Raw genomic sequence first — 17,455 nt, 5'->3', positions numbered from 1 at the left:
GATTTGTTATTATACAAATATGTTTTATTAAACATTATTGTCGATGCTATGAGTCTAATCACTATTCAATGTCGTTTGGTTGCTTCTGCTGATACCCGTCAATTTCTTTGGATGTTGATGAGTCAGAAAAATACTCCTTTGATCAATGAAATCTTCATGAGAATAGCAGAACATCCCGATTTTTCTGTGTGGAAAGAAAAGGGAAAACTGCCCAAAAATTTTCTTGCTCAACAAATTGCTGAACTAAAGGAAGATAAACGTTTTCAAGGACAACCATCTCGTTTTTACGCTTCTGTCCATAAGATGATTGACTATGTTTATGAGTCTTGGTTTACGATACAAGATAAAAATAAATTCAGACTTCAAGGACATACTCGCTGGTTAGAAATGTTGAAACCTGATACCGAAATTCTCCAGTGTTTTGATGGTTCTTGGGAAAAGTTACAAAATCAAGCCAAAAAGATTCTCGATGAGATTGATAGCACTCTTTCTCACACGCGTATTGTTGATAAGTTATTTAAGGAGTATGAAGCAACTAACGATCCTCGGATTCAAGGGGCGATCGTTTATCTAATCAAAAATGGTGCTAGTATCCCAGACAATAAAGTAGAAACTGAAAAAAAATACAAGAAACTCAAACGGAAAGTAGAGATTCAGGTTCATAAACTAAAAAAACAAATAGAAATTTCTGCTCCCACTGGCAGAGACTTAAATCAGCAAAAGTGGTTAGATACTCTCATTCTTGCTTCTCTTGCTTCTACTACGATGCCCCTCAATCAAGCTCAGTGCGATCGTTGGTTTTCCGCTCTGAAAAAAAATTCCCCTTCTATTCCTTATCCTGTCATTTATGAAACCAATGAAGATTTGAAATGGAGTCTAAGTGATCAAAACCGCCTCCATGTTCGATTTAATGGTTTAAGTGACCATACTTTTAAAATTTATTGTGATTCTCGTCAACTTCCTTATTTTCAGCGCTTCTACGAAGATCAAGAATTGAAAAAGGCGAACAAAAATCAATTTTCTAGTGCTTTATTCACTCTGCGTTCAGCGATGATTATTTGGAAAGAAGATGACGGAAAAGGGGAGTTATGGGATAAACATAAACTTTATTTACACTGTACTTTAGACACCGACTATTGGACTGTTGAAGGTACACAAGTAGTTGCTCAAAGAAAGCAAAAGGAAGTTTTAAATATTATTGACGGGATGAAAGAAAAAGATGATTTAAGGGATACTCAAAAAAAATTTATCCAACGCAAAGAAACAACTCTTGCCCGACTTAATAATATTTTCCCTCGCCCCGGTAAACCTATTTATCAGGGTAATCCGAATCTTTTTCTTGGAGTCGCTATGGGGTTACAAGAATCTGTTACCCTTGCTCTTGTTAACGTTGGTGAAGGGAAAGCAATTTTATACCGTAACATTAAACAATTGTTGGGAGATAACTATCATCTACTAAGAAGAAGAAGAAATGAAAAGCAAAAATTGAATCACCAGAACCATAAAGCAAGGAAAAGAGCTAGTTTTCAACAGAAAGGGGAATCTAATTTGGGGGAATACGTTGATCGTCTCATTGCTAAATCTATTCTCAAAATAGCTCAAGAATATAAAGTTTCAACAATCATCATTCCTCTATTAAGCCAGATGCGATCAATTACTGAAGCAGAAGTACAAGCTAGGGCTGAGGAGCGAATACCTGAGTATAAAGAAGGGCAAAAAAAATATGCCAAAGATTACCGTGTACAAGTCCATCAGTGGAGCTATGGTCGATTAATTGATAATATTAAGGCTAATTCCGCCAAGGTAGGTATTGTCGTAAGAGAGGGCAAACAGCCTAAACAGGGAACATTTACTGATAAAGCACTACAGTTAGCTTTGAGTATCCAACAGAATATTACTGAGGGTAAAATTCCCCGAAACACAAAATTTTGAGCTAGAATAAATCAAATCGTGCCGTAAATCAAGTTTTTATCGACCTCTGTTTTGCGAAAATGAGGGGTAGTTTACTTAAATAATAAGTTTACTTTCTGTCCCTGATAACTACTCGGTCTGATGCTGCGCAATGAATCAAGTGCGGAAACAAGGGGCACTCCCAGCAATAAGACTATGGGTTTACCAATGTAGTGGTTATCAAATCACCTCCAATCAAGGAGGAGTCCCTGTTTGACGTTTAGATCAAATGTACGAGTTACATAATTTCGTATTTTTGCCTTACGCAATTGCTAAAACCTATATCTATCAAAGGTAATAGCGTTTTAGAAAAATGCAAAATTCTATGAAAGATAAGAATTATAGTATTTTTAAGGGGGGTTTACGCAAACTGCTTTTACAAGCCTTGTTGTACAAGGTTTTGAAGTATAAGCCGTTGAAATCGCAAAATACCTTCTATAGAACCCATTTGGTATCTAGTAGAATATTGAGATGAAAACATAGAGAAATAGAAGAATGGCTTACTCTAGCAGTCTAAGTGATCAAGAATGGGAAATAATTAAACCTCTGTTGCCAAAAAAGAAAAGAACTTGTCCCTCAAAATGGTCAAAAAGGCAGATTTGGGATGGTATTTTTTATCAGCTCAAAAATGGCTGCAATTGGTCTGATTTGCCTAAAGATTTACCCCCTTATTCAACAGTTTACTGGCATTATAAAAACTGGAAAAAGGAGGGAATCTTTGAAATAGTGATGTGTGAACTTCATAAGCAACTAAGGGAAAAAGTAAAAAAAAATCTACTTGGACTCGATTAATAATCATTGATTCTCAAGCAGTACAAAATACTTGTAATGCGGGGGTAGAGAGTAAAGGATTCTGTAGGTATAAACTGACCAATGGTATTAAAAGACATTTAGCCGTAGATAGCCTCGGCTTTCCTTTTTTCACTTGTTGTACAAAGGCAAACGTTTCTGATGATAAAGGATTAATCATGATGTTAACCAACCATATGGATTATTTTCGTCGCAAACCCATGAATGTTCATAAAATTACAATTTTGGTCGATTCAGGTTATCATCCTGGCTTTATCATGGCCGAATTAGAGAAAATTTATCCACAAATTGGAAGAAAAATTCGTATTGAAAAGTCCCCCAAAATATCTCCTGAACAGAAAAAGTTAGAAAGAAAAAAGGGCTTCGTGGTAGTCAAAGCAAGATGGATTATTGAAAGATCCAATGCCTGGATGGAAAGATGTAAAAATTTAGTCAAAAACTTTGAAAGAACCTTATTTAATTCTACCCAGAAAGTTAACTTATGCTTTATTCGACTACTCTTAAAAAGACTCACTGCTTCTTAAGATACCAAATGGGTTCTATAGGGATTGAAAGTTGTAAAGCCAAGGTTGTTTTTTTTCTAGTAGTTGCGTTGAAATCGCAAAATACCTTCTATAAGTCCTATTGGCTTACCATATGGCTTATAAGGTTATAATAGCTGTAGTGCCGTAGTTCAAGTTTTAGTGACCTCTGTTCTACGAAAATTTGGAGTAGTTTACTTTGAATTAAAAGTTTGCTTTCTGCTCCTGCTAACTGATTGTCCCGATGCTGTCTATCTTCGGATAGAGAAAATAAGAGCACTCTCAGCAACAAGGATGCAGATATCCTGTTCCAGCGGTTAGCGAATCACTTCCCAGCAAGGAGGAGTTCTTTTAGAGAATTGAAAGCGAGTCTCTCCGTGTGCCTTGACGACATTAATCTGTTATCACGTCATTTATTTTGTTAAGACGACACTAATTTGTTACCGATGACAAATAATTTGTTAATGTACATGGGGCGTTTTGTTCTCATGGGTTTAACTCCAGGAAGTTATCGCCTCAATTTATTTACAAATCCTCGTTTAAGTACAGAGTTTACAATTCCAGCAAATGAAACAGGGGTTTTTGATTTGGGAATAATACGATTTGGAAGTTAATTAAAAATATACTATAGCGTTTTTTATAATTATGAGATACATTTATTATTTTCAAGTCCCCCGAATTTGCGGGGGATTTAGGGGAATCATTTTGTACCCCGTAACCATGATAATTGCTATAACAGTAAGTCTTTGATAACGTACTAATTATGACGGGAAACAGTTCATAATTACGGATCAATAAACTAATCATCTCTATTTCAAGCTAACGAATAGGTATCTTATCTTAAGAAAAATTTGGTGTAATTAATAATAATTCATTGAATATGTTGTTTTGTTTCGATTAAGTCCATAGAAATTTTACAGATTATGTATCAACAATATTTTTTGTAAAACCACTTTTAATTCTTCCAGTTGAATGGGTTTATTAATGCAGTCATCAAAACCTAGAGAAATAAACTCTTCTTTTTTGTTTTCAATCAAGTGGTTAATAGCAACTATATAGTGAGCTTTATTATAGTTTTTTCTTAAAAGTTTATTGGCTTGAATACCATCCATAATAGGCATTTTTATATCTATAAAAATAATATCATATTTTTTTTGTTTTACCTGTTCTAAAAGTGCTGCACCATCGGCTACAAATTCCCCTTCATATCCTAGTTGTTTTAGATGATAAAGCATTATTTTCTGATTAATACGATTATCTTCTGCTATCAAAATGTTTAATGGGGATAATTCTTTGAAAATATGGGAAGATGTTGATTTATTTTCTTCACTAGATATAGGGCATAGTTGTAGAGTAAAGTAAATAATTGAGGTTGGGGATGATGGAGATGGCAAACTCCATTGTGCTGGGGGATTTCCTTTTATTTTACCGTCATTTTCTATCCAGATAGTACCTCCCATGGCGTTAATTAGTTTTTGGGCGATAAATAGCTCTAATTCTCTATTATTTTCTGGAAATTCTGTGGTGGTTTCAAATGTATTAAAAATATCATAAGTATCTATTATCTTATCATTTTCAGTGCGATCGCATAGCGCCGTTTCACCATCATATTGTATCGCTTCCCCATCTTCTCTCACTTCATTTTGATCATGTATAGTGCTTTTAATAGTAAAAAGTAAAAGTGTTTTGCTATTATCTAAACCTTTATTTTTATTTAATAAATTTGCTTCCTTTATATAAATGAAAACAGAACTATTTTGATTATAAAAAGAGCTTCCTAAAATATTAAATAATACTTGACGAATACGAGAAGCATCTCCGATAAAATTGGGTAATTCTTTCTGAATAGAATAGGAAATATTAACCTCCTTTTCTTGACTCTGTTTTGAGAATAAAATATTAATAGATTGGAGAATATCTTTAATACTCAATTTATCCTCCTGTAACTCAAAATCCCCAATTTCAATGGAAGAAAAATTAAAAATATCATTAACAGCTTTTAATAGCGTTGAGATTGTCTGCTGAATTATTTGAGTATATTCCCTTTGTTGATCATTTAATTGAGTGTTAGCTAAACTTTCTGTTATCTTTACTAAAGCATTAATAGGGTTAAGAAAATCATTGCTCAGACTTGCAAAAAACAGGCTTTTCCGTTTAGTTAAATTTTCAGCTTTTTCTTTCGCTTTAACTAAAGACAACTGTTTTTGAAGTAACCTATTATATTCTGTTAATATTTTCTCCTTTGCTTCACTTTGTAAATCTTTCTGACGATTTAATTCTTCTAATAATTTATTTTTTGCGGATAAATCTTTATTTAATTTTATTAATTCTTGCTTACGATAATTATTTTCGCTTAAAACTGCTCCTAAAAGCAAGGTTGTCATAGAAATACAAGCAATAAAAGACTGTAATAAAAGTAGAGAATCCCTCGTCGATTCCATGGCAAAAGAAGTAGTTTGTGCGATGGTGGCTAACATTAAATTAATGGTAATAACTAATACAACTAAACTTGCACCCAATTCTTCAAACTTAAATACTACCCATACCACCAAGGGAATATATAAAAACTGTATATCGTAAGACGTGTTAATAATCGATTGATTAATAATAAAAACTAAAAATACAGTAACAAGTGTATTTAACCATTGTTTCTTAATACACTTTATAAAATTAAAAACTTGTTTTTGCCATGCCACAATTAAAGGGGTAAAAATCAAAATCCCAAAACTATCACTTAACCACCATGTAACCGCAATTTCTATAAATAAATTCCATGGCGCCCTGCCAAATCCACACACTAAACAAGCACAAATAATTGCGATGGGTAAATGACTAATAAAACAACCAAAAAGGATAAATTGAGCGGTATTTTTAACACTATGAAGAAAATAGCGATTATCCGATTGAGGAAAAATATTGTTATTTTGGGATTCACTACATAGACTGGCTAGTATTTTGCCCAGTGATGTCACTACGGTGATTAGCATAACAAGGGTAAAACTACCGAAATTTTCCCATCCTTGAAAGATGCTAATTTGAGTCATTAATATGCCTATGAATACTCCTAGCCACGCAGAATAACCCCAAATAAAAATTAGTCCTACCGCAATTCCTCCAGGTATCCAGATAGGAGTTGAACCTGTGTTAGGGTAAGTGGTGAAAGTAATAGATATTAGTGCTGTAATGAAGTAGGTAAGCGCTACGACAATTTGTTTCCACCATGGCACACGAAGGGGGTTAAAGTCATATTTTTTGATGGTAGAGTAAAAAAAATTCATGGTAGATAGGAGAGGGGGAAAAGGCGAGGATATTTTTGGCTTTTAATTATAATTATGGTTTAGTTTAGATTCTGTGATCAACCCCTAATCAGGTTAAGATGTTATTTATGGGGAGGTAGTCATTAATCATCATAAGGTGAAGGGTTTATAAAATAAGAATCAGGTGGTAAAAATGGAAAATGTTTTTTTTAATCGATTATTCATTTTTAATTATTTATTAATTTTTTAGAGTTTTTTGGTTAATGTAGTATTTCTGTAGGTTCAAGGTTTTATTGATAATTTTGTTAGGGATTTTAGATTTTATATGATTAAATAATTATGGCTGAATATGAAGAGGTTTTTGTCAGCAAAGAGTTTATTAGTTTATGTCAATCTCAGCTGATTTTGTTGGCTCAAAATTTAGCGGTACAAGAAAGTGCTATTTATTTGACGGAAAGGGTTAAAGGTGATGAGCCAAAGTTGATTCCTGTCATAGTTTATCCTTTTTCTAGCGGTGATAATAATGGAGATTTATTATTGCTACCTGAGTCGGAAGAGGGGGCAGATTTTGAATTTAATTTGATGGAGGAAAGGGATACTAATTTAAATAAAATTATTAATTATATTCCTGAGTCTGCTTCTCCTTATCAGTTACTTTTACCTCTGATACACGATGATTGTATGGTAGGTTTACTGGCTACTAATCGGGGTACAAAACCTTGGCGTAAACAGGAGGTTTTGCAAGTACAGGAAGTGGCACATACAATTACTTTTGCAAGACTTTTGGATCAAAAACAACAAATTTCTGAACAACAATTAAAGCGTTATCAACAGCTACAGAAGTTACAAAATGATCATCTTGATGATTTTTTCCATCAATTACGTAATCCTTTGACGGCTATTCGTACTTTTGGCAAGTTATTGATTAAACGTCTGAAGGGGGATGATCAAAATTATACCATAGCCCAAGGCATTGTGCGAGAGGGCGATCGCCTTCGAGACCTTATCCAAGATTTTAGCGAAGATTGGAAAGTTGTTAGTAATACTTCTAACCTTAGCTTAGAACAAGGTCAATCAACTAGCTTTTTTTTAACTGAGAATATTCAAAAGTTAGAAAAAGTAGATTTAAAACAATTAATTAAACCTCTAATTATGGGAATTGATTCCATCGCCCAAGATAAAAATATTACTTTTATGAGTGATATTGATGATGGTTTACCCCTCATTTCTAGTAACCCCAAAGCCCTAACCGAAGTATTGAATAATTTATTAGATAATGCTGTTAAATATACCCCCGAAGGCGGTAAAATTTGCGTAGAAATAGTCAAACAAAAATCTACTCCCGAAGGAGAAAAAATAGTCGTAGAAATTAGCGATACTGGCTATGGTATCCCCCCAGAAGACCAAAAACATATATTTGAACGTCATTATCGAGGAGTACAGGAAGAAGGTGATATTGATGGCACAGGTTTAGGATTAGCCATTGTCAAAGAATTATGCGATAAAATGTCCGTTGATATAGAAATTTTTAGTCCTTCTTTTTGGATAAAAAATCAACAACTAAATGGCACTACTTTTTCCTTATTTATTCCTATCGCATCGTGATTTTGTCCACTAAAAAAATTGCTCAAATAATTTTATCTGACTCCTAAATATTTATGAGTTTGTAAACTTAAACGCCATGAAGGATTATCTTTTATATAATTAAAAATTAACTCCTGAGTATGGGGGCTATTCCATTCTGGTTGTAAATATTTAATAGTATGGGAAGAAACCTTTTCTCCTTCAGATAAAGCCCAGATAAAATCTTTTTCTTCGGCGACTACTACTTTTAATTCACTAGCTTTATTATAAATAGTTTCATGGGGTTTTTTGTAAGGTTTTGGAGAAAATGTTACCCAATCAAAAACTCCCGAAAAAGGGTGAGCTCCTGATGTTTCTAAATGAATATTTTTACCTGTTTTTTTTAACTCTATGGTCAAAGGGTTTAAGTCATGTAATAAAGGTTCTCCACCAGTAACAATAATAGTATTAGTGTTAATTTGTTTAACTTCTCTAACTATTTTTTCTACTGTATATAAGGGATATTTTTTCATTGACCAAGTTTCTTTTTGATCACACCAAGGGCAAAACACATCGCAACCAGCTAAGCGAATAAAAAAGGCGTTAACTCCCGCAAAAAAGCCTTCTCCTTGGACAGAATGGAAGGTTTCGACAATGGGATATTCGTATAATAAATTATTATTTAATGTTTTTTTAACTTCTTTTTTGTTAACAGTATTAATCATTATTTTTTATTAAATATATTTATTGTAATCTATAAAAAACTCAATTATTTATGATAATGTGACTTTTGATAAGTAAGTAGGCATAATTAAATCCATTTAGGCAAGGGGTTTAAACCCCTTGTTCATAAGAGTCTTGATAAAATAAGAGCTATAATTAATTTCGTCAACCTACTTATGTTTTTAATAATAACTATTAAAGTCTTTGTTAAATAGTAAAAACTAATTAATTAGGTAATTTATTTTTAATGGACTCTAAACTAACAATTAGTTGTCTTATTTTTTCTAAATCTTTTTTACCTGGACTAATTTCAACCTTACTAGAAAGATCTATTCCATCACATTGAAGAGTATTAAAAGCTGTGATAACATTATCAGGGCTAACTCCTCCCGCCACTAACCAAGGGCGAGAGGGCCGATAATCTCGTAATTCTTGCCAGTTAAAAGTTTTTCCCGTGCCGCCATGGATTCCCTTTTGATAGGTGTCTATTAATAGGGTATCAACTACGGGGATGTACTCCTCCGCTTCCTGTTGAGATTGAGGATTTTTGTATCTAATGGCTTTGATTATTTCAATATCTGGTAATTTTTCTCGTAATTGCTGACAGAAAGCAGTATCTTCTTCTCCATGGAGTTGTACCCCTGTTAGTTTTGTTTCTCTGACTATGTTTACTATTTCTGAAAGAGGGGCATTGACAAATACACCGATGGTGCTAATTTGAGGGGGAAGTTTTTCAACGATCGCCCTTATACTAGAAGGAGAGATATAACGGGGAGATTCTTGGACACATATAAAACCAATGGTATCAACTCCCATAGATGCGATCGCCTTTGCCTCCTCCACATTAGTTAAACCACAGATTTTTATGCGCATGATTCCGGTGAATAATATAAATAGTAAAAGTTAATAAAAAAAGATTAATTAAAGTTAAGTAAATCAGCAAAAAACTATTGGAAAGAGTAAAATAACCAAAATAGTTAACATAACAAATTTATCATAAAAATGAATTTAATTGCCTTTTCTAATTTAATAGCCCAAGTACCTCAAACCGTAGAATGGAATTATCAAGTAGCTTTGATAATGATTTCTGCTAATCTCGTGGCAATTTTTATCGGACGTTTCGCCATCCAAAAAGCAGGGGCAGGGCCTGATTTACCCTTAGCCAAACCAGCAATTTGGAAAAATTTTGGAGTACCCGAATTACTAGCCACCGCTAGTTTAGGACATATACTAGGAGCAGGATTTATTCTCGGCTTATCCAACGCAGGATTGCTATAGTTAGCCATTCTTAAGGTTAAGTGTTAGGCAAAATTCAGACAAAAGACCATTTTTCAGCTAAAATAAACTTGTTAAAATAGTTGTTATTGATTTATAACTATACAAAATATCTATCCAGATGGAATGTTGGTGATTACCTTAACTCTTTTGCACCCCCTCAAATCTACCCCTGTCCAAAAATGGAATTTTGAACCCCATAAGGTGATAAGAATCGGCAGGGCGAATGATAATGATGTCGTACTATACAGTGCCGTGGTTTCCCGTCACCATCTGGAAATTCGTCCTCGTAATGATGACTGGGCTTTAGTTAGCCTAGGCTCTAATGGAACATTTGTAAATGGAAGAAAAATTAATAAAGTTTTAGTAAAAGACGGAATGATTATCCGTTTAGCTAGTTCAGGGCCTAAAATATTAATTCAGTTAGGTTCTGATGATGATGATTCTAGTGCTAGTCATGGCAAAAATGTTTCTGCCAAACCCATCAGTAGCAAAGACATTTCCAAGGAAACAGTTATTAATTAAGGCTTTGGTATTAGGAGTTAGACTTTAGGTAGAAATAGTCCTATGGTAAAGGTTTCATTAAATACATAATCACTAACTTATTTATCCATGGCTTTTTGAGTTATCTCATCTAAATCTTTCTGTGAGGGCATCAAATCCTCCCCAGATACTCCCAACCATAATAAGTATTCTACATTTCCCGCTGGTCCTTGGATAGGAGAAGCTATTAAACCCTTATACTTCCATCCTATATTTATAGCACAATTAAGGATAGAGGCGATCGCCTCTGATTGCAAACGATAATCCCTCACCACCCCTTTTTTCCCAACCTTGCCCTTACCTACTTCAAACTGAGGCTTCACCAACAAAACCACCTCCTTCGGATTAACCAACAACTCCCAAAGAGTCGGCAAAACCTTAGTCAAAGAAATAAAAGATAAATCCATCACCCCCAAATTAGGAGGCTCACTATCTTGGTACAAATCATCATAGGTTAGATAGCGAAAATTTGTCCTCTCCCTCAACACCAAACGCTCATCCTGCCTTATCTTCCAAGCCACCTGCCCATAACCCACATCAATGCCATAAACCTTTTTGGCCCCCCTTTGAAACAGACAATCCGTAAAACCCCCCGTAGAAATACCCCCGTCAAGACAAATTCTATCGTCCACATCAATGGCAAAATATTCCAAAGCCTTAACCAACTTTTCTCCACCCCTCGACACAAAAGGAGGCTCAGACTTCACCTCAATGGGACTATCAACACTTATCAAAGTGCCAGGCTTATCAACGATTTGCCCCTTAACCCTAACCTTTCCTGCCCGAATCAACTTTTGTGCCAAAGCACGGGAATTACACAATCCCTGACTGTTTAACAACGTATCTAATCTTTCTTTCGACAATGGCTTTCTTTATCTCTACAAGGTATCAGAATTATTTTAAACCATGGGGCAACCAGATCAAATTCATCCCCCAAATTAAACAATATTAATCCCAAAGAGAATCTAAATCAAAATCACTATTAACACTTATATTCGTATCGTATTGAATAAAAGTTTCCTTACTTTGATGAATCGTTTTTCTTTCAAATCCATCATAGACAAAGTGTCGCAAGAAAAAATCTAAAGTTTCCTGTTTCACATAACCTTTTAAAACAGCAATGTAGCCAAACTTTATCTCTGAGTTTGTCTGTTCGTCCAAAATTTCCTGTACTTGCCCATCATCCAACAAACCCGCCGCCCTAAAATAATTACCAATACGAATTTTTTGGGGGTTGTTGATTAAATCGGGTAAATCCTTAACAAAAAAATCGATGGTTTGTTGTTTCAACCATCCCCTGAGAGCTAAAATTTCTCCAAATTTACTCTCAATGTAGGACACTTGATCTATAAGAGCAACCTCAATTTGATATTTTGAAATCAATCCCGCCTCTTCCAATTTTTCGCCGATGGGTTTCGACAACCATCTTTTTCTTCGTTTCTCTAAAGTCTGCACCATGGCAATATTACCTTACTAGAGATTTCAATATGCAATACTATTTTAACTAAAATATTTCTCACTTAGTTTAGTAACTCTTAATAGAAAATAAAGAATTGAAAATAAAAAAGGAAGAACGTATAGAAATACATCCTTCCCCTATTAAATATCAGACTGGGAAATTAATACTAATACAAATAAAAAACTTAGATATTTAAGTAGGTTGGCGAAATTAATTATAGTTCTTATTTTATTAAGACTCTTATGAACAAGGGGTTTAAACCCCTTACCTAAATCGATTTAATTATGCCTACTTACTTATCTATTTCCACTTATTAGCTACTAACTCAGCTAAATCCACAACCCTTTGAGAATAACCCCATTCATTGTCATACCAAGCAACAACTTTTACCATATCTCCAGCCATTACCATGGTTAAACTAGCATCTACAATAGAAGATACATCGCTACCACGGTAATCACAGGACACTAAAGGCAATTCGTTGTAACCCAAAATTCCTTTTAAAGAGCCTTCAGAGGCCTCTTTAACAACATCATTTACTTGCTCTGCAATGGTGCTTTTTTCTACTTGTACCACTAAATCAACAATGGAAACGTTAGGGGTAGGAACTCTAAGGGCGATACCATTCAATTTACCTTTAAGATCAGGTAATACAAGGGCTACAGCTTTGGCTGCCCCGGTGCTGGTGGGTACGATATTGATGGCCGCCGCACGAGCACGTCTTAAGTCTCTATGACTAGCATCTAGTAAACGCTGATCCCCAGTGTAACTGTGGGTGGTGGTCATGGTACCTTTGATGATACCAAAGTTTTCGTGTAATACTTTAGCAACAGGAGCTAAGCAGTTGGTGGTACAACTGGCGTTACTAACGATATTATATTTATCATGGTCATAATCTTCGTGGTTAACACCCATTACGAAAGTACCAATGTTTCCACCTTTACCAGGAGCGGTGATTAATACTTTTTTAGCTCCCGCTTGGATGTGCTTTGATGCACCTTCTTCGGTGACAAATACCCCAGTAGATTCAACTACAAGGTCAACACCCCAGTCAGCCCAAGGTAAATTTAAAGGATTACGGTCTGAAACACATTTAATAGTTTTGCCGTTAACAATTAGGGAGTTTTCATCGGCTTGAATGTCTGCATCTAATCTTCCTAACATGGAGTCATATTTTAGAAGATGCGCGTTAGTATGGGGATCGGAAGTATCGTTGATACCGACTAATTCTAAATCGCTGTTTTCTCTGGTTAATAGACAACGTAAGAAGTTACGTCCGATTCTTCCAAAACCATTAATAGCTACTCTAACCACTGTTTTTATTTCCTCTGGTATTTTAATTAAGTACAATAAATTTTTGTAATGACCCTAATCATATCGTAAAGACTGTATTGTTCAAACCCCTTTTTTGATTTTTTTTCTGTAGCGTAGCGTAATACATCTAGGTTAATAAAAAGGGCATAGCCCCAAAAAAAAATTGGAGGCTATACCCTAAAGATGTTAATCTTTTTTTTTATAAAAACTATCCCATAGGATGGAATAAAAGGTCTGGAAAAAAGCGGTTAAATTCAATTAATAGACCAGCAGTAAATACCAACAATGCGGTAATTAAAACGGGTGCTGTAGATAAAAAAGTAGGTAAACCTTTCATCAAAAAAATCTCCCAAAAAAATAATTAAAAATCAATGAATATTAGCGAGGTGAAACAGAAATTTCAGAATCTTTAGCGGTTAATGCTCCAGATTTTAGTTCCCCTAATGCTTGAAGAGGCCAGCTAAAGCCTAATAACATTTTGTTGATTGCTAGGGGTACATCGATGATAATTTCTTTCATTTCAGCATCTTTTTCTCCTCTAACGGCGATAAGATAGGCACGACCAACCCAACCAATCCAACCTGCTATATAGAGAAAGAGTAAGCCAGGGATGATAAAGTCACCTGCGTGATCTAATCTGCCATCTACCACTAAGCGAGGATAGCCTTCGGGGCCACAGAGGGCTTCGGCGTATCTTGCTGCACGTTTTTGACCAGATTGGGGGTCATTGGTGGTATTACGGAAGTTTTTGGCTTTTGCTTGATAAGCGGCAGACTCACTACAGGGAGTAAGGTGAGATAAATCTGCATGAGCAGGGGCGCTGAAGTTGCCCCATACGGTTAGTGAAAGTGTAAATGCTAATACGAGACTGAATATTTTACCCATAAAATTGTTTCCTTTTGTTACGAAACAACAAATTATTGTTACAAAAAATGAAGCTAAAAAATTTACTTCAAATGCGATCTTACAGCGATTGGGGAAATGCAGTACAGTAATAACAGGAAAGTTTATTATTCTTAACAAATTAATTTAATTATGGGAACTATTCTGGCCATTGAAAGTAGTTGTGATGATACCAGTGTGGCAGTGGTGCGCGATCGCACTGTACTAGGTAATGTGGTGGCATCTCAGATAAAATTACACGAAACCTATGGGGGAGTAGTACCAGAATTGGCATCTCGGCAACATCTGGAAATGGTCAACCCTTGTATTGATAAAGCCTTGGAGGAGTCAGGCTTGGGGTGGGATGGTATAGATGCGATCGCCTCTACGGTGACCCCTGGATTAGTAGGTTCTTTGATGGTGGGGGTAATGGCAGGAAAAACCCTCGCTATGGTACATAATAAGCCCTTTTTGGGGGTTCATCACCTCGAAGGTCATGTTTTTGCCTCTTACCTTGCCCAACCCCATTTAAAACCGCCTTTTCTGTGTTTATTAGTTTCAGGGGGACATACTAGCCTTATTCATGTTAAAGGTTGCGGTAACTATGAAAATATCGGCTCAACCCGTGACGATGCGGCGGGGGAGGCTTTTGATAAGGTGGCAAGGCTGTTAAATTTGGGCTATCCTGGGGGTCCGATTATCGATAAATTAGCCAAGGAAGGAAATCCCCAAGCCTTTAAGTTACCAGAAGGACGAGTTTCTTTACCTAATAATCAAGGTTTTCATCCCTATGATTCGAGTTTTAGTGGACTAAAAACGGCGGTGTTGCGTTTAGTCACCAAGTTGAAGGAGGAAATGGGGGAGGAAAATTTGCCCATCGCTGATTTGTGTGCCAGTTTTCAAATTACCGTTGCCAAAGCATTAACCAAAAGGGCGGTGAGGGCTTGTTTAGATTTGGGATTGGATACCATTGCCGTGGGGGGTGGAGTGGCTGCCAATAGTGGCTTACGGGATTGTTTGCAATCCGCTTGTCAAGAGCACGGTTTAACGGTATATTTCCCCCCTCTCAAATATTGCACCGATAATGCGGCGATGATTGGCTGTGCGGCGGCGGAGCATTTTAACAATCAAGGGCGATCGCCCCTCAACATTGAAGTATCATCAAGGATGAGTATTGAAAGAGTCGGTGAGTTGTATTTACAATCATAAGTTAAGATAATTCATCATTCAAAATTGAAATCTCGTAAGCTATAATTTTACAAACTATTACCTGCTTACAAATGCCCAATTCAATTACTAACAATCGTCAAGAATTAGATATTAATTTACCCCTAGTATTATTATTTTCTAGTCTCTTGACCATTGCTATATATGCGTTACTATTACCTTTTAGGGATACCTACTTGGGAATATTATTAATAGATAGGGGCATAACTCAATATTTGGTAGTATTTCTCTCCTGTTTCGTTATTACTAGCAGTCTCGATAAGTTTTTTAAAATTAGGGCAGAATTAAAAAGCCTTAGAAAACTAGACATTCCCATACACATTCCCCTCGAAAATCATCAGTCAGTAAAAGTTAGGCAAATGTGCGAATACTTTTCAGAATCAGGGAATGTGGTTGACAATAGACTATCCAGAGTCCTCAGTGCCTATATTCATTCAGGTAGTAGAAAAGCATCGGGGGAATTAGCCCTTGACGATTCCTCTTTTTATCTTAGTGCTTCGGAATCATCCTACACCTTTCCTCGTATTTTGGTTTGGGCTATACCTCTACTCGGTTTTGTGGGTACAGTATTGGGTATTAGTCAGGCAGTAAATGGCTTTTCTGGTTTCCTAGATAGTGCCTCAGAAGTTGACCAAATTCGGGAAGGTATTGGCACGGTAACGGGTGGTTTGGCGGTGGCTTTTGATACTACTTTACTGGCTTTATTGTTGAGTGTGGTGGTAATGATTCCCCTTGTTTTAATCGAAAGAATGGAATCACAGTTGCTGTTACAGATAGATATATTTATCAATGATAGACTTTTGCCCCGATTCTCTGAAAAAGAATTGCCCTCTTCTTCCTTTGATAACGATAGTATCAACAAAACTATCCACCAAGCCATTAAAGAATCATTGCCTACCTCCGAGGAATTGATTCAACCAGCGGAAGTATATGCAAGGGAAGCGGCTCAAAATTTACTTAAAGAATTTCTCCATCAGTTTAACCAAATTCAAACCCAAGAATCGGAATTGGTAGAGGGTATAAAAGAGGTTAATCGTATTATTCTTACGGACAGGGAAAAAATTATCCAATCCTATCAAGAACAACATAGTTTTAATGCTAATTTAGTTAATGATATAAAGGGTATGGTTGAACTAATAAAAGAACAAAATCAGCTTACTCAAGATACCTTAGATAATCAGGTAAGTGCGATCGCTTTTAGACTAGAAAATATAGGTTCAATCCTAGACGAAAAAATTGCCTCTCTCCAACAATCTAGCGAACAAATTGCCAAATTATCAACCCTAGAAGATAGTTTTACAGGTATAGTAAAAGCCCTAGAAAATGCTAGTAAAATGGAAGACTCTTTAGCCATGATAAAAGAACAAATTACCCTCCTACAACCCGTAATAAAAGACTTAAGTAAGCCTAGAATAGTTCGCCTCATAGAACAAATTGACGAATAAATATTACACAATTAACTATGCGTAGAAGATCCCGTGCTAACAAAATAGAAATGGAGTTATTTCCCTTTCTATCCGTCCTCGCTTGTACCATTGGAACACTAATTTTATTGATAATTGTTATTAGCACCGAAAGCATCGAAAGTAGTTCCGAAGTAACCATCATTGGGCAAACCGAAGAAGGACAAAATAGTGCAAAGACTCCCCGCTACATAGAATGTAGAGAAGATGGTATTATTCTTCATCCTAGTGAAGAATTTGTCCCCAGAAATCGATTAAGTCGTAGTAATTCTCCCCTACTAACTCTCATTGAAGAGGTAGAAAATAATCGTAATAATGAATATGTTATCGTAATTTTAAGACCTACTGGACTAGAAACATTTTATGAAGTTAGAGACTTAATAGAAGCTCGAAATATTGACATAGGTTACGAACCCATTGACGAAGGTTTAACCCTAAAATTTGCAGAATAAATTAACCTAAATAAAT

General features: G+C 35.5%; 17 protein-coding genes. 9 read left to right on the top strand and 8 right to left on the bottom strand.

All coding sequences use genetic code 11. From position 1 onward, the window contains the following. Window positions 1–48 precede the first annotated feature (48 nt). From cas12k to AA637_RS07055, 3 genes are all read left to right on the top strand, one after another. Complete coding sequence (cas12k, locus tag AA637_RS07065) at window positions 49–1,932, top strand: type V CRISPR-associated protein Cas12k (RefSeq protein ID WP_446684080.1); 1,884 nt, start codon at window positions 49–51, stop codon at window positions 1,930–1,932. A gap of 513 nt (window positions 1,933–2,445) precedes the next feature. Beyond that, the gene (locus tag AA637_RS07060; protein WP_446683781.1) at window positions 2,446–2,742 is read left to right on the top strand and encodes a transposase; all 297 of its coding nucleotides are present in this window, start codon (window positions 2,446–2,448) and stop codon (window positions 2,740–2,742) included. Next, window positions 2,742–3,284, top strand: coding sequence for a transposase (locus AA637_RS07055; RefSeq protein ID WP_446684545.1), 543 nt, complete (start codon window positions 2,742–2,744; stop codon window positions 3,282–3,284). The genes AA637_RS07060 and AA637_RS07055 overlap by 1 nt, the downstream gene beginning before the upstream one ends. A gap of 911 nt (window positions 3,285–4,195) precedes the next feature. Here the strand turns inward: AA637_RS07055 and AA637_RS07050 are convergent. Then, complete coding sequence (locus tag AA637_RS07050) at window positions 4,196–6,559, bottom strand: MASE1 domain-containing protein (RefSeq protein WP_446684464.1); 2,364 nt, start codon at window positions 6,557–6,559, stop codon at window positions 4,196–4,198. Window positions 6,560–6,877: 318 nt separating this feature from the next. Here AA637_RS07050 and AA637_RS07045 point away from each other — a divergent pair, with 318 nt between their 5' ends. Next, entirely contained in the window at window positions 6,878–8,143 is a 1,266-nt protein-coding gene (locus AA637_RS07045; protein ID WP_446684463.1) for a sensor histidine kinase, read from the top strand. 32 nt (window positions 8,144–8,175) lie between these two features. Here AA637_RS07045 and AA637_RS07040 read toward each other — a convergent pair whose 3' ends face one another. After that, window positions 8,176–8,826: a 7-carboxy-7-deazaguanine synthase QueE gene (locus tag AA637_RS07040; RefSeq protein WP_446684462.1), complete on the bottom strand. Its 651-nt coding sequence runs from the start codon at window positions 8,824–8,826 to the stop codon at window positions 8,176–8,178. A 223-nt stretch (window positions 8,827–9,049) separates the two neighbouring features. Continuing rightward, window positions 9,050–9,697, bottom strand: coding sequence for a phosphoribosylanthranilate isomerase (locus tag AA637_RS07035; RefSeq protein ID WP_446684461.1), 648 nt, complete (start codon window positions 9,695–9,697; stop codon window positions 9,050–9,052). Window positions 9,698–9,826: 129 nt separating this feature from the next. Here AA637_RS07035 and psaK point away from each other — a divergent pair, with 129 nt between their 5' ends. Both psaK and AA637_RS07025 read left to right on the top strand, forming a co-directional pair. Then, window positions 9,827–10,102, top strand: coding sequence for a photosystem I reaction center subunit PsaK (psaK, locus tag AA637_RS07030; protein ID WP_069790757.1), 276 nt, complete (start codon window positions 9,827–9,829; stop codon window positions 10,100–10,102). A gap of 123 nt (window positions 10,103–10,225) precedes the next feature. Continuing rightward, window positions 10,226–10,624 carry an FHA domain-containing protein gene (locus AA637_RS07025; RefSeq protein ID WP_069790756.1) on the top strand — a complete coding sequence of 133 codons (399 nt, stop codon included), beginning with the start codon at window positions 10,226–10,228 and terminating at the stop codon, window positions 10,622–10,624. A gap of 77 nt (window positions 10,625–10,701) precedes the next feature. Here the strand turns inward: AA637_RS07025 and AA637_RS07020 are convergent, their stop codons facing one another. The 5 genes from AA637_RS07020 to AA637_RS07000 all read right to left on the bottom strand — a co-directional run bounded on the left by AA637_RS07020 (window position 10,702) and on the right by AA637_RS07000 (window position 14,300). Then, entirely contained in the window at window positions 10,702–11,505 is an 804-nt protein-coding gene (locus tag AA637_RS07020; RefSeq protein WP_446684460.1) for a TlyA family RNA methyltransferase, read from the bottom strand. Between the two features lie 85 nt (window positions 11,506–11,590). Beyond that, the gene (locus tag AA637_RS07015) at window positions 11,591–12,100 is read right to left on the bottom strand and encodes a hypothetical protein (RefSeq protein ID WP_446684459.1); all 510 of its coding nucleotides are present in this window, start codon (window positions 12,098–12,100) and stop codon (window positions 11,591–11,593) included. 301 nt (window positions 12,101–12,401) lie between these two features. After that, window positions 12,402–13,415 (bottom strand): type I glyceraldehyde-3-phosphate dehydrogenase, encoded by a 1,014-nt coding sequence (locus tag AA637_RS07010; RefSeq protein ID WP_069790753.1) that lies wholly within the window; start codon window positions 13,413–13,415, stop codon window positions 12,402–12,404. A 208-nt stretch (window positions 13,416–13,623) separates the two neighbouring features. After that, window positions 13,624–13,752, bottom strand: coding sequence for a photosystem I reaction center subunit IX (gene psaJ, locus AA637_RS07005; RefSeq protein ID WP_069790752.1), 129 nt, complete (start codon window positions 13,750–13,752; stop codon window positions 13,624–13,626). Window positions 13,753–13,793: 41 nt separating this feature from the next. Further along, window positions 13,794–14,300, bottom strand: a complete 507-nt coding sequence (locus AA637_RS07000) for a Photosystem I reaction center subunit III (RefSeq protein ID WP_069790751.1) — start codon at window positions 14,298–14,300, stop codon at window positions 13,794–13,796. 150 nt (window positions 14,301–14,450) lie between these two features. On the opposite strand from AA637_RS07000, the gene tsaD reads away from it, so the two are divergent. The 3 genes from tsaD to AA637_RS06985 all read left to right on the top strand — a co-directional run bounded on the left by tsaD (window position 14,451) and on the right by AA637_RS06985 (window position 17,439). Continuing rightward, complete coding sequence (gene tsaD, locus AA637_RS06995) at window positions 14,451–15,506, top strand: tRNA (adenosine(37)-N6)-threonylcarbamoyltransferase complex transferase subunit TsaD (protein WP_446684458.1); 1,056 nt, start codon at window positions 14,451–14,453, stop codon at window positions 15,504–15,506. Between the two features lie 71 nt (window positions 15,507–15,577). Further along, window positions 15,578–16,969: a MotA/TolQ/ExbB proton channel family protein gene (locus AA637_RS06990; RefSeq protein ID WP_446684457.1), complete on the top strand. Its 1,392-nt coding sequence runs from the start codon at window positions 15,578–15,580 to the stop codon at window positions 16,967–16,969. A 17-nt stretch (window positions 16,970–16,986) separates the two neighbouring features. Then, window positions 16,987–17,439 carry a hypothetical protein gene (locus tag AA637_RS06985; protein ID WP_069790748.1) on the top strand — a complete coding sequence of 151 codons (453 nt, stop codon included), beginning with the start codon at window positions 16,987–16,989 and terminating at the stop codon, window positions 17,437–17,439. The last annotated feature ends 16 nt before the right edge of the window (window positions 17,440–17,455 follow it).

Source organism: Cyanobacterium sp. HL-69 (assembly GCA_002813895.1).
Lineage (GTDB): Bacteria > Cyanobacteriota > Cyanobacteriia > Cyanobacteriales > Cyanobacteriaceae > Cyanobacterium.
This window is presented reverse-complemented; position numbering and strand designations above follow the sequence as displayed.

Excerpts from the sequence above, each read along its gene's own strand:
- AA637_RS07035 (WP_446684461.1), bottom strand. The coding sequence starts at position 9,697 with ATGCGCATAAAAATCTGTGGTTTAACTAATGTGGAGGAGGCAAAGGCG.
- tsaD (WP_446684458.1), top strand. The coding sequence starts at position 14,451 with ATGGGAACTATTCTGGCCATTGAAAGTAGTTGTGATGATACCAGTGTG.
- AA637_RS06990 (WP_446684457.1), top strand. The coding sequence starts at position 15,578 with ATGCCCAATTCAATTACTAACAATCGTCAAGAATTAGATATTAATTTA.
- AA637_RS07060 (WP_446683781.1), top strand. The coding sequence starts at position 2,446 with ATGGCTTACTCTAGCAGTCTAAGTGATCAAGAATGGGAAATAATTAAA.
- AA637_RS07050 (WP_446684464.1), bottom strand. The coding sequence starts at position 6,559 with ATGAATTTTTTTTACTCTACCATCAAAAAATATGACTTTAACCCCCTT.
- cas12k (WP_446684080.1), top strand. The coding sequence starts at position 49 with ATGAGTCTAATCACTATTCAATGTCGTTTGGTTGCTTCTGCTGATACC.
- AA637_RS07040 (WP_446684462.1), bottom strand. The coding sequence starts at position 8,826 with ATGATTAATACTGTTAACAAAAAAGAAGTTAAAAAAACATTAAATAAT.
- AA637_RS07045 (WP_446684463.1), top strand. The coding sequence starts at position 6,878 with ATGGCTGAATATGAAGAGGTTTTTGTCAGCAAAGAGTTTATTAGTTTA.
- AA637_RS06985 (WP_069790748.1), top strand. The coding sequence starts at position 16,987 with ATGCGTAGAAGATCCCGTGCTAACAAAATAGAAATGGAGTTATTTCCC.
- AA637_RS07025 (WP_069790756.1), top strand. The coding sequence starts at position 10,226 with ATGTTGGTGATTACCTTAACTCTTTTGCACCCCCTCAAATCTACCCCT.
- AA637_RS07015 (WP_446684459.1), bottom strand. The coding sequence starts at position 12,100 with ATGGTGCAGACTTTAGAGAAACGAAGAAAAAGATGGTTGTCGAAACCC.
- AA637_RS07000 (WP_069790751.1), bottom strand. The coding sequence starts at position 14,300 with ATGGGTAAAATATTCAGTCTCGTATTAGCATTTACACTTTCACTAACC.
- psaK (WP_069790757.1), top strand. The coding sequence starts at position 9,827 with ATGAATTTAATTGCCTTTTCTAATTTAATAGCCCAAGTACCTCAAACC.
- psaJ (WP_069790752.1), bottom strand. The coding sequence starts at position 13,752 with ATGAAAGGTTTACCTACTTTTTTATCTACAGCACCCGTTTTAATTACC.